This is a genomic window from Aliivibrio finisterrensis (assembly GCF_008933155.1).
Lineage (GTDB): Bacteria > Pseudomonadota > Gammaproteobacteria > Enterobacterales > Vibrionaceae > Aliivibrio > Aliivibrio finisterrensis.
In genome coordinates this window covers 1-12,480 of record NZ_WBVP01000035.1, presented here as the reverse complement: position 1 = coordinate 12,480, position 12,480 = coordinate 1, and the positions used below count along the sequence as shown (strand labels likewise).

Here is a 12,480-nt window from a genome sequence, read left to right as displayed (position 1 = left end):
GTGAACTAAGATACTGATTCAAGTAGATTTGAGACTGTTCTTCCATGAAATCCTCTTAACTATTTTCGCAATATAACGCCTGCATAACACGTTTGCTACCATGCAGATTAAGCCTAAATTTACCACTTAATACGGTAAACTCAAAGAAATCTAGAATGCCGAATGTAGCAAATCGTGTTGATGCATTTGTTATGTTTATTTTTACCATATTTGTATAACTTTTCTTTTATGGTATTCTATTAGGAGTTAATTTTTAAGGATTGTTTATAGACACATTAATTTCTCAGTAATACTGAAACACGGGCACAAGTGCTTTCGTCTTGGCAATCATTTACATATTTTATGTAAAAGAACCTGCCTCTGGTCTTCTCCTATGGAGTAATCAGAGGCAGGTTTTTTTTTGAATTAAATTTAGAAAAGCTCAAATTAGGAGTTTATATGTCTTTAAATATCGGCAACAAAGCAAGTAACAACAAAATTATTCAATCTGCTCTGACCGATAAAGACATTTCATTCGCTCAGGACGTTAGGAGATCAAACCTTGCAGCTCGCAATGCTGAAACGGAAGATCGACGTTCAAGAACACGAATTAAAGAAACAGTAGTCAAAAATATAATCCGTTTCATATGGGTATGGTTTTTATTTATTTTATCAGGAGTAATCATCTATTGCGCAGAACAAAAAGCAATTCCAAAAGAAGTTGTTTTAGGTTTGCTAGGTAGCTCCACAACAGTTCTAGGATTTACCGGCTTTATTCTAAGAGGATTAATTAGAGATAAATAAACATAACGCCTGCATAACACGTTTGCTACTATGCAGATTAAGCCCAAATTTACCACTTAATACGGTAAACTCAAAGAAACCTAGAATGCCGAATGTAGCAAATCGTGTTGATGCATTTGTTAACTGAATTTCTCCATCACGTAATTAACAAGCTTTTCACCGCGAACTTCAATAGTTTGCTCATTAACCACCTTAAAGCCAAAATGCTCATAAAATGGTTTAGCTGTAATGCTTACTTCAGAATAAAAACGAGTAATGTTTAGGGTTTTTCCTTTGGACATTACGTGATCCATTAAAGCACGACCTACGCCTTTACCTTGAAATTCATGATGGAAAAGAAATGATCAATTAGCCCACTACTTTGCAAATCAGTATATCCAACAATTACACCATCAATTTCTGCGACAAATGGGTTTATCGTTTTCATTTTCGTCTGCCAAACTGAAAAATCAAATGATTCTGGTGCCCATGCTTCAACTTGTGATTGAGAGTAGTCACGAGCATTGATAATTCGAATGGTATTAAGAAAGATGTGCCAGAGAGCTTCTGCATCATTTTCAGTGTAATGTCTTATTAAAACCATAGAACCTCACTTGAATTCAGTTAACGCCTGCATAACACGTTTGTTACCATACAGACCTAGCTGAATTTTACTGCCTTAATCACTGAAACTAAAGGCAAACTGACAACGCCGAGTGTAGCAAATCGTGTTGATGCATTTGTTATATTGCCTATTGATAAACGACATGAAATCGTTCCAATACAAGAACCATGTTCTCATTAGGCTCAATATTTAACTCTGAACATTCAGCGGAAAAGAAACGCCAATGAGCTTCACGCCACCATTTTAATGAACGGTCGCCCTCGCCTTCTGCATGAGCAAAATCAGCCGTAACTTCGTTATATTTACACGTTTCAACTGAATCAATTTCAATGATACAAATTGGTTTTCCATTCCAATCAACGACCACTTGTAAGTGACCAACGGTTGGCATTGGTTCTTCACCAGATTCATACCAAACGTTTAAACTACAAGTTGCTGTCTTTTGACCAATTCGGATTAATTCCGCACATAAATTGGCATTATGCTCATCAGCACAGAAATAGTCTGAACTGAATGATTGATATTTTTTACGCTCAGTTTCAGAAAGTGAACTAAGATACTGATTCAAGTAGATTTGAGACTGTTCTTCCATGAAATCCTCTTAACTATTTTCGCAATATAACGCCTGCATAACACGTTTACTACCAAACAATTATACTTAATATTGGTGCCTTAAAACGAGAAACACCCGGCAAACTGAGATTGCCGAGTGTAGTAAATCGTGTTGATGCATTTGTTAGGCGAACTTCGTAATATTTGATACTCTAAATTTACCAAAAAACTCTTTATGAACTGTAACTAGCCCTAGCCTAAATTCTTCAAATCTATTTTCATCATTTAATTTAACTATAATATCACCATTAAACTCTTCGGCATTATTAACCATTTTTAAATAATTAATATCCTCAATAAAAGCAGCCAAATACATTTCATGCTCTGTTGGCTCAGGCATATATGGACATTCAGCATTGATATCTGAAATATTTACTGGTCTTATTTCTAATTTATATTGCATTGCAACCTCTAATTTTTCACTTTAATATAAGTTTACTCTTAGATAAACAGGATAGTTTGAAGCCCTTCCAATACCTAACTACAATTCGCCTAACGCCGCAATAACACGTGCGAAAGACCGACTTACAAAACCAATTACACTTCAAACCGCGAATGCCGAATGTAAATAGCATCGTGTTGATTGCTTTGTTATACGAGCCTTGCTTTCGCTCCAATTAATTTGGTAAAGAACTGATTTACCAAGACTTGCTGTAAACTGAGTTTAATTAGACTGGCTCAATTAAGCGAGCAAAATATCCAATCAACAACAATAACTGTGAAACGAAACAATCCTTTTTCTTACATCATTTGAACGATTTGGTTTCAGCCAGTTTGGAACTGATAAACCAAATATCCTAACCACAATTGGGATTGAAAATGCTGAGAGCAAAACACTGATACAGGCTAAAATGAGGCATAACCAAAGAACAATTGAAGCGTAAATTAGCCGCTGAAACGCCTGAATTTAGGGCAATAATAGTTCAATGCCGAACCTGATGAAACGAACACCAGAAGGCAACAAAGAAAAAGGAAAACCACCCTACTTTCACACCTAAAAAGCTAATGGTTCAATCGCTGAACTGAACTAAAAAACTGCATTCTCAGTGTTCGTATAACGCCGCAATAACACGTGCGAACGACTTACTTTCCAAACCAATTATACTTCAAACCACGAACGCCGAGTGTAATTAGCATCGTGTTGATTGCTTTGTTATACGAGCCTTGCTTTCGCTTCGATAAAATTGGTAAAGAACTGATTTACCAAGATTTGCTGTAAACTGAGTTTAATTAGACTGGCTCGATTAAGCGAGCAAAATATTCAATCAGCAGCAATAACTGTGAAACGAAACAATCCCTTTTTCTTACACCATTTGTACGACTGGGTTTCAGAAACCTTGGAACTGATAAACCAAATATCCTAACCACAATTGGGATTGAAAATGCTGAGAGCAAAACACTGATGCTGGATAAAATGAGGCATAACCAAAGAACAATTGAAGCGTAAATTAGCCTCTGAAACGCCTGAATTTGGGGCAATAATTATTCAATGCCGAACCTAATGAAATGAAAACTAAAAGGAAATAAAGAAGAAGGAAAACCACCTACTTTCACACCTAAAAAACTAACGGCTCAATCGCTAAACTGAGCCAAAAAAACTGAGATCTTAGAGTTCGTGTAACGCCTGCATAACACGTTTGCTACGATACAGACTAAACTGAATTTTACTGCCTTAATCACCGAAACTAAAGACAAACCTACAACGCCGAATGTAGTAAATCGTGTTGATGCATTTGTTATACGAGCCTTGCTTTCGCTTCGTTTAAATTGGTAAAGAACTGATTTACCAAGATTTACTGTAAATTGAGTTTAATTAGACTGGCTCAATTAAGCGAGCAAAATATCCAATCAACAGCAATAACTGTGAAACGAAACAATCCTTTTTCTTACACCATTTTTACGACTTGGTTTCAGCAAGTTTTTAACTGATAAACCAAATATCCTTGCCACAACTGGGATTGAAAATGCTGCGAGTAAAACACTGATGCAAACTAAAATGAGGCATAACCAAAGAACAATTGAAGCGTAAATTAGTCGCTGAAACGCCTGAATTTAGAGCAATAATAGTTCAATGCCGAACCTGATGAAATGAACACCAAAAGGCAACAAAGAAAAAGGAAAACCACCCTACTATCACGCCTAAAAAACTGATGGTTCAATCGCTGAACTAAACCAAAAAACTGCATTCTCAGAGTTCGTATAACGCCTGCATAACACGTTTGCTACGATACAGACCTAATTGAATTTTACTGCCTTAATCACTGAAACTAAAGGCAAACTGACAACGCCGAGTGTAGCAAATCGTGTTGATGCATTTGTTATGTGTATTCTTATAAGCCAAATTTTTCCCTCTCAAAGGGAGCGCTGTAATACTAAAAAGTAGATTACCCAAATAAACCGACTCACAGAAATATTATGAATATTTAGATATTATTTAAAGATAACCTCAGAAAAATGTGGATTATCAACTAAAACTTCCAGTTTAGAGATACCATCTAATTCAACTAGAATTTCAGTCTCATTAGTATTGAGTTTGATACATTCATTCTTACTTTCATTACGTGATGTATCAAGAGCAACGCCTTTGATAGACTCACCCACTTTCATCGTTAACCTAACTGGATATCGGTATAAGCAGACGATTTCAATATAATCATATTCATTGCAACTTATCATAAGATTTACCTCTGAAAATGGATTACTTACTTTAAGTCTGAATACTGGTTATTGCAATAATCTCAAAAAAACACATAACGCCGCAATAAGCGGCAAGTAATGCTTGGCTATAATCTGCGAGGTACGAGCGCGAGCCAAGCTTTACGCGTCCGACTTAATTGCCTTGTTAGGTGCTATTTATAAAACCAAAGATATAGCAATTGATGTCATAGTTACTCCAACAAAAAACTCTAAAACCTTCCATGCTTTGGGTTTTGAAAACACAGGTGCCAAAAATTTTGAACCGTAACCTAAAGAAAAGAAAAAGACGAATGATGCAGTAATTGCACCAATGGCAAATATGAGTTGATTAGGTTGATATTGAGTAGAAATTGAACCTAGTAATATAACTGTATCAAGATATACGTGTGGGTTTAGCCAAGTAAAAGCTAAACACATAATGATTGCCTTAACCATAGAATCGTTCGATTCAATATTAGAATTCAATACATGAGTTTTTGTAAATGCTGATTTAAAACTCAATAATGCGTAGATACCTAAAAAACAAGCACCACCATAACGAGCAAACATTTCTATTTCAGGAAACTGGTGAACTATTGCACCAAAACCGGCAACGCCTAACGCTATTAATAGGGCATCAGATATAGCACAAACACAACATACAGCTAACACGTTTTGGTTTTTAATACCTTGCTTTAATACAAATGCATTTTGAGAGCCTATAGCTAGAATCAAAGACAATCCTAATGAAAACCCAGCGAAAAATGTAGACATGAAATTTATATCCCTAGTTGAGATTGAACTCTATAGCACCTAACGCCTGCATAACACGTTTGCTACCATGCTGATTAAGCCTAAATTTACCACTTAACACGGTAAACTCAAAGAAACCTAGAATGCCGAATGTAGCAAATCGTGTTGATGCATTTGTTAGCTGCGCCTTTCCAGTTTGAATAACAAACTAGCTTTTACTGCCAACCACTCACTATTAATTATCGAAAATACAACGGTATCTCGATAGCTACCATCTGCCATTTGTTGGTGATTTCTAATTACACCGTCCTGCTTTGCGCCCAAACGAGCGATTGCATTACGTGAAGCGTGATTATGCCAATGAGTTCTAAACTCAACAGCGATTGCTGAAAGGTTTTCAAATGCATGAGAAAGAAGAAGGAACTTACATTCGGTATTTACTGATGTTCTCTGGTAGCTTTTCGCATACCACGTATAACCGATTTCTACCCGTTTATTCACACAATCAGCGTGGCATAAACGAGTTGTACCGATTATGGTTTGAGTTTCATTATCAATGACAGAAAAAGCCAAAGAACGCCCAGCGTCTTGTTCGCTTAAAGCCAATTCAATATAACCGTTTACAGTCTCTTTATTTGGTATTTTCGTATACCATAAGTCCCAAAGTTCACCATCAGAAGCCGCTTCAACAAGAGCTGACGCATGCTCTAGTTGTAATGGAATTAATGTGACTATTTTCCCTTTAAGCTCCGTACCTGAGAGCCATTTCTCACCTTGCATACTAAATTCCTTCTTTGAAGCAGCTAACGCCGCAATAACACGTGCGAACGCCTTACTTTCCAAACCAATTACACTCCAAACCGCGAATGCCGAGTGTAATTAGCATCGTGTTGATTGCTTTGTTACACGATCTTTGTCAACGCTTCGCTTTAATTGGTAAAGAACTGATTTACCAATAATATTTAGAAAGCAATTCTAAATTACAAAAGCTAAATTAGCGAACAAAAGAAACGTTCAACTACAAAAACTGCGAAACGAAGCAATCCTTTTTCTAGCACCATTTGTACGATTTGGTTTCAGCAAGTTTTGAGCTGATAAACCAAATATCATTGCCACAATTGGGATTGAAAATGCTACGAGCAAAGCACGGATGCAGAATAAAATGAGGCAACACCAAAGAACCATTGAAGCGTAAAAATGCCTCTGAAACGCATGAACTTAGACCGAAAATAGTTAATTGCCGAACCTGATGAAATGAAAACTAAAAGGCAACAAAGATGAAGGAAAACCGCCCAACTTTCACATCTAAAAATCGAACGGTTCTATCGCTGAACTGAGCAAAAAAACTGCAATCTTTAGTTCGTGTAACGCCTGCATAACACGTTTGCTACCATACAGACTTAGCTTAATTTTACTGCCTTAATCACTGAAACTAAAGACAAACTGACAACGCCGAGTGTAGCAAATCGTGTTGATGCATTTGTTATATCGAGAATGCTAACTTACTATTTTCTTTGACATATTGTAGCCAGAAATAGCAAAACCAACCTCTTGATACAGTTTTAACGCTCTTTGGTTTTGGTACGCAACTCGCAATTTTATTTGCTCAATACCAATCAATTTCAATTGTGATTCAAGAGCAGTAATTGCCAATTTCCCATAACCATTATTGCGGCAGCTTGGGAAAATGAAAAAGTCATAAATAAACGTCGATTTATCATTTGCGTTAATCGAGTGCCACAAATAACCAACCAATTCTGAATCCGATTCAATACACAATAATTCATGGTCGTTAGTTTCCAAACCATTAGGAAAACTACGAAGAAGATCCTGATTAGCTATTTCGAGCGCCCTATCCATTGAGTGACCATAGTTTTCAGCTATTTCACGGCTGTAATCATCAATGAAATAATCACAATACGCTGGATATTCATTTGAGGTCATTGGTCTGAGCTGAATCATGTCTAATCCTTTAAAACGATGAACTTAAAAAAACGATATAACGCCGCAATAACACGTGCGAAAGACCGACTAACAAAACCAATTATACTCCAAACCGCGAATGCCGAATGTAAATAGCATCGTGTTGATTGCTTTGTTATACGAGCCTTGCTTTCGCTCCAATTAACTTGGTAAAGAACTGATTTACCAAGATTTGTTATTAAACGATTTTAATTAGACTTACTCAATTAAGCGAGCAAAATATCACTTCAACGGCAATAACTGTGAAACGAAACAATCCCTTTTTCTTACGCCATTTGTACGATTTGGTTTCAGCCAGTTTTGAGCTGATAAACCAAATATCCCAACAACAATTGGGATTGAAAATGCTGAGAGCAAAACACTGATGCAGACTAAAATGAGGCATAACCAAAGAACAATTGAAGCGTAAACTAGCCGCTGAAACGCCTGAATTTGGGACAATAATAGTTCAATGCCGAACCTGATGAAACGAACACCAGAAGGCAACAAAGAAAAAGGAAAACCACCCTACTTTCACACCTAAAAAGCTAATGGTTCAATCGCTGAACTGAACCAAAAAACTGCATTCTCAGAGTTCGTATAACGCCTGCATAACACGTTTGCTACCATGCAGATTAAGCTCAAATTTACCACTTAATACGGTAAACTCAAAGAAACCTAGAATGCCGAATGTAGCAAATCGTGTTGATGCATTTGTTATGAGAATGTCTCACCCAGTGTGAACGACATAAATTGACTGTGTGGATCAGGTTTGTAATCAGCAAAGGGATCACAATATTGAAAACCAAATTTTTCATAGAGATTACGAGCTGGTTTGAAGAACTCTTGTGAACCTGTTTCCAAGCTAATTTTCTTATAACCCCTATCCGATGAAACCTTTAATACATGATTGAGAAGAAGCGTACCTACACCCAATTTTCGCGCATGATTAGAGGTTCTCATTGACTTCAGTTCCGCATGATTTGAGTCCAATTCCTTAATTGCTGCACAACCTAATAACTGCTCACCTTTCCAGCAGCTAAAGAACGTAATCTCAGGTACTTTTAGAGCGCTGACGTCTAAAGCGTGCACACTTTCAGGAGGTGACGTTGCATACATATCTTCCAGGTGTTCTTTTAATAACTGAACAACTTCACCGCCATTCAAATCATCTATTTTAATATCCATATTTAAAATTATCCCTTAATTCTCATAACGCCTGCATAACACGTTTACTACTATGCAATTATACTTAAAATTAACGCCTTAAAACGAGAAACACCCGACAACCTGAGATGCCGAGTGTAGTAAATCGTGTTGATGCATTTGTTATGTGCATTATGACTGGTTGTTTTTTACCCAAAAATCATCAACTTTCACTCCCGCATTTAACGCTACTCTAGCTTTATTACGGAGGATCTCATCTTTTGATAAAGAATATAATACTTGAGTTGATAGTATTTTCATCTCCTTACCAAAGGTACCATTATTAAAGCATTTATATAATGTGACATATTTGTAATGAGAGGCTTTTCCTGTTCCTAAATAATTTTTTGACCAAGAAAGCCATTCTGTAGCTGAAGAAAAATACTCCTTTGCTGCAAAAATTAACTCACCACGCTTTATGTATACTTCCACTTCAAAATTTGCAAGTTTTGAAAGCTCTTTACCAATTTCGTCTAACTTCATATTTAATACTAATAACTAAAGTATACATTTTATCAGCATATACATTTACCGTAAATTGAATTGCGATATTTTAAACTAAGCCTAACTGGCACATAACGCCTGCATAACACGTTTACTACTATACAGATCAAGCTGAATTTTACCGCCATAAACACAAAAACCAAAGACAAACCTACAACGCCGAATGTAGTAAATCGTGTTGATGCATTTGTTATATGTGTTTCTTTTTCAGCCTTTCGACAATACTGACTATTTTTTCTGCTCTGTAGACATAAGGTATTTCGACATAGCCTCCAGGAGAATAAAGCCTAACCGTCGCATAACCACACAGCCAACCTAATATTGGGGTGATTACTTCTATATTTTCAACATTTTGATACTCAAGAGTATCATTAACACGTGGCGATATTCCTCGGATTACTGAAATTTTATCGGGAAACAAAGTTACCCTAACAGTCAAAGGGTCAGCGATATGATTAGCATCTCTCAATACATAAAGAGCAGGAAGGAGAAGTAGACTCAATAAAGTGTCTTCCGCTAAATTTTTTCCCAATAAAGTTCCGACCAACCAATTGAAAGCGAGGTATACAAAATAGATTGCCAGCAATTTCGAAATTGTTTCAATTAAAGCTTCAAATGCCCTTAACTTATGGGATGTTTTTAATTTACGCATAATCCTCCAAAAACATATAACGCCTGCATAACACGTTTGCTACTATGCAGACTGACCTGAATTTTAACGCCTTAATCACTGAAACTAAAGGCAAACTGACAACGCCGAGTGTAGCAAATCGTGTTGATGCATTTGTTAACTGAATTTCTCCATCACGTAATTAACAAGCTTTTCACCACGAACTTCAATAGTTTGCTCATTAACCACTGTAAAACCAAAATGCTCATAAAATGGTTTGGCTGTAATACTAACTTCAGAATAAAAACGAGTAATGTTAAGAGCTTTTCCTTGGGACATTACGTGATCCATTAAAGCACGACCTACACCTTTTCCTTGAAATTCATGATGGCAAAAGAAATGGTCTATTAGGCCGCTACTTTGCAAATCAGCATACCCAACAATTACACCATTAATTTCTGCGACAAATGGGTTTATCGTTCTCATTTTTGTTTTCCAAACTGAAAAATCAAATGATTCTGGAGCCCATGCTTCAACTTGTGATTGAGAATAGTCACGAGAGTTGATAATTCGGACGGTATTAAAAAAGATGTGCCAGAGAGCTTCGGCATCATTTTTAGTATAATGTCTTATTAAAACCATAGAACCTCACTTGAATTCAGTTAACGCCTGCATAACACGTTTGCTACCATGCAAATTAAGCTAAATTTACCACTTAATACGATAAACCCAAAGAAATCTACAATGCCGAATGTAGCAAATCGTGTTGATGCGATTGTTATGGTGCGACTTTCAGCTAACGATTAAGCTGAGTCCAGCTTGAAATACCATCAAGTTTGATCATATTAAGTTCTTGAGAAAGACGAAAACGAATGCCAATATATTTTACACTTGATATTAATGAAAGCCCTTTAACAAACTGTTTTGCCGTTGATTTCTTCTCGAACAGCGGGACATTTAAACTTTCAAGTTCAGAGAGAATCTTACTGTTAACGAGTATATTTCCATCAGGATCGTACTCAACATGAGTAAGACGTACCAATTTATACTCTATTTGATCCATTGGTAACATTGAATCAAAAGCATATAGCATTTGATTTTTATCACCTTTATTCGCTAGTAAATAAACCATTATTACCCCTACACCATAACGCCTTGTTAACCAATTTTTATACTGGAACTTCAAAGCCCTTTAGTAAAGCTTCAATTTTAGTTTTGGCAAAGCCTTCTACAAGTTGCTTTCCAATAGTAGTTAAAGACGAGAAGCTCATTTCCTTGAATTCCGTTTTAAAAGTATTCCAGATTTCTTCATTCCTAAAATTATCGATAAACTCATACCCTTGCCAGCTAATACGATAAACCGTAACGTAGCTTGGAATGGCGGGGTTTGTTCCTAATTCAGCTCCAACCTCACCATAAAGCAACTCAGCTTCAATCAATAGTGCGACGTGAGAATCGATGATATGCTGCGCTGTATCCGAAATTTCAATATTCTGCATACTAGGGTTAACTTGTTCTTCTAAGAAGAGCATTATATTTCGGATTAAATCCATATCTCTTTTCATTCTTTGGCCTCCATGTTTTTTGTTCGACTTGCACCATAACGCCGCAATAACACGTGCGAAAGACCGACTTACAAAACCAATTATACTCTAAACCGCGAATGCCGAATGTAAATAGCATCGTGTTGATTGCTTTGTTATACGAGCCTTGCTTTCGCTCCAATTAGCTTGGTAAAGAACTGATTTACCAAGATTTGCTGTTAACTGAGTTTAATTAGACTGGCTCAATTAAGCGAACAAAATATCACTTCAGCAGCAATAAGTGTGAAACGAAACAATCCCTTTTTCTTACACCATTTGTAAGGCTTGGTTTCAGACAGTTTGGAACTGATAAACCAAATATCCTAACCACAATTGGGATTGAAAATGCTGAGAGCAAAGCATTGATGCAGACTAAAATGAGGCATAACCAAAGAACAATTGAAGCGTAAATTAGTTTCTGAAACGCCTGGATTTGGGGCAATAATAGTTCAATGCCGAACCTGATGAAACGAATACCAAAAGGCAACAAAGAAAAAGGAAAAACACCCTACTTTCGCGCCTAAAAAACTAATGGTTCAATCGCTAAACTGAACCAAAAAAACTGCATTCTCAGAGTTCGTATAACGCCTGCATAACACGTTTGCTACGATACAGACCTAGCTGAATTTTACTGCCTTAATCACTGAAACTAAAGGCAAACCGACAACGCCGAATGTAGCAAATCGTGTTGATGCATTTGTTATAAGCACATTCTCACACGGTTCATATGAACAAATTGAGCATCTTCTGATGTTACTTGGAAACCAAATTTACGATATAAACCGCCTACTCGATTGCCTTGCAAATAACACAATTTCACTGGTTTATTCTCGCTATCAGCAAACTCTAAACATTGGCTTAAAACCTGACTTCCTATTCCTTTCCCGTGAAAGCTTGGTAATAAAAAGAAACGGCAAAAATAGAAATGGTCGCCTTTGTTTTGAAGTAAATAGCTACCTACGGCTTCACCTGACATTTCAATGATGGTTGGTTTTTCCTCATCCCATTCATCTTGATGCATTTCACGTTGGATTTTATCGTCCCAACCAAACACAGCTTTAATTGGCTCAAATTCAGCCGCCTTTTTAAGTTCAAATAAGAACTCAAAATCACTATCTTTCGCTAAACGCGTAGAAAATTTCAAACCTTTACCTCTGGCTCAAATAACCTTAATAAATCGGTGCTTA

At 36.5% G+C, this 12,480-nt stretch carries 14 protein-coding genes and 1 pseudogene; 1 reads left to right on the top strand and 14 read right to left on the bottom strand.

Annotation, left to right across the window (positions count from 1 at the left end):
• The first annotated feature begins 438 nt into the window (after positions 1-438).
• Complete coding sequence (locus tag F8B77_RS16915) at positions 439-783, top strand: hypothetical protein (protein ID WP_151656817.1); 345 nt, start codon at positions 439-441, stop codon at positions 781-783.
• A gap of 119 nt (positions 784-902) precedes the next feature.
• Here the strand turns inward: F8B77_RS16915 and F8B77_RS16910 are convergent.
• From F8B77_RS16910 to F8B77_RS16820, 14 genes and pseudogenes are all read right to left on the bottom strand, one after another.
• Positions 903-1,366 (bottom strand): annotated as a pseudogene (locus tag F8B77_RS16910) (GNAT family N-acetyltransferase).
• Positions 1,367-1,514: 148 nt separating this feature from the next.
• Positions 1,515-1,979 (bottom strand): ASCH domain-containing protein, encoded by a 465-nt coding sequence (locus F8B77_RS16905; RefSeq protein WP_151656815.1) that lies wholly within the window; start codon positions 1,977-1,979, stop codon positions 1,515-1,517.
• Positions 1,980-2,123: 144 nt separating this feature from the next.
• On the bottom strand, positions 2,124-2,402 hold the full coding sequence (locus F8B77_RS16900) for a hypothetical protein (protein ID WP_151656813.1): 279 nt from the start codon (positions 2,400-2,402) through the stop codon (positions 2,124-2,126).
• Between the two features lie 2,027 nt (positions 2,403-4,429).
• Positions 4,430-4,675: a Rho-binding antiterminator gene (locus tag F8B77_RS16885; protein ID WP_038155800.1), complete on the bottom strand. Its 246-nt coding sequence runs from the start codon at positions 4,673-4,675 to the stop codon at positions 4,430-4,432.
• 177 nt (positions 4,676-4,852) lie between these two features.
• Positions 4,853-5,449: a LysE/ArgO family amino acid transporter gene (locus F8B77_RS16880; protein ID WP_151656811.1), complete on the bottom strand. Its 597-nt coding sequence runs from the start codon at positions 5,447-5,449 to the stop codon at positions 4,853-4,855.
• A 156-nt stretch (positions 5,450-5,605) separates the two neighbouring features.
• Entirely contained in the window at positions 5,606-6,208 is a 603-nt protein-coding gene (locus F8B77_RS16875; RefSeq protein ID WP_065641510.1) for a GNAT family N-acetyltransferase, read from the bottom strand.
• Between the two features lie 717 nt (positions 6,209-6,925).
• Positions 6,926-7,390, bottom strand: coding sequence for a GNAT family N-acetyltransferase (locus F8B77_RS16865; RefSeq protein ID WP_060994246.1), 465 nt, complete (start codon positions 7,388-7,390; stop codon positions 6,926-6,928).
• A gap of 717 nt (positions 7,391-8,107) precedes the next feature.
• Positions 8,108-8,578: a GNAT family N-acetyltransferase gene (locus F8B77_RS16855; protein ID WP_151656809.1), complete on the bottom strand. Its 471-nt coding sequence runs from the start codon at positions 8,576-8,578 to the stop codon at positions 8,108-8,110.
• 150 nt (positions 8,579-8,728) lie between these two features.
• Positions 8,729-9,079, bottom strand: a complete 351-nt coding sequence (locus tag F8B77_RS16850) for a hypothetical protein (RefSeq protein WP_151656807.1) — start codon at positions 9,077-9,079, stop codon at positions 8,729-8,731.
• A gap of 211 nt (positions 9,080-9,290) precedes the next feature.
• On the bottom strand, positions 9,291-9,752 hold the full coding sequence (locus F8B77_RS16845; RefSeq protein WP_151656805.1) for a PH domain-containing protein: 462 nt from the start codon (positions 9,750-9,752) through the stop codon (positions 9,291-9,293).
• A gap of 135 nt (positions 9,753-9,887) precedes the next feature.
• Entirely contained in the window at positions 9,888-10,352 is a 465-nt protein-coding gene (locus tag F8B77_RS16840; protein WP_151656803.1) for a GNAT family N-acetyltransferase, read from the bottom strand.
• A 154-nt stretch (positions 10,353-10,506) separates the two neighbouring features.
• Complete coding sequence (locus F8B77_RS16835) at positions 10,507-10,842, bottom strand: hypothetical protein (protein ID WP_151656801.1); 336 nt, start codon at positions 10,840-10,842, stop codon at positions 10,507-10,509.
• Positions 10,843-10,879: 37 nt separating this feature from the next.
• Entirely contained in the window at positions 10,880-11,275 is a 396-nt protein-coding gene (locus tag F8B77_RS16830; protein WP_151656799.1) for a DUF2513 domain-containing protein, read from the bottom strand.
• Between the two features lie 718 nt (positions 11,276-11,993).
• Entirely contained in the window at positions 11,994-12,437 is a 444-nt protein-coding gene (locus tag F8B77_RS16820) for a GNAT family N-acetyltransferase (RefSeq protein WP_065598008.1), read from the bottom strand.
• Positions 12,438-12,480 lie beyond the last annotated feature (43 nt).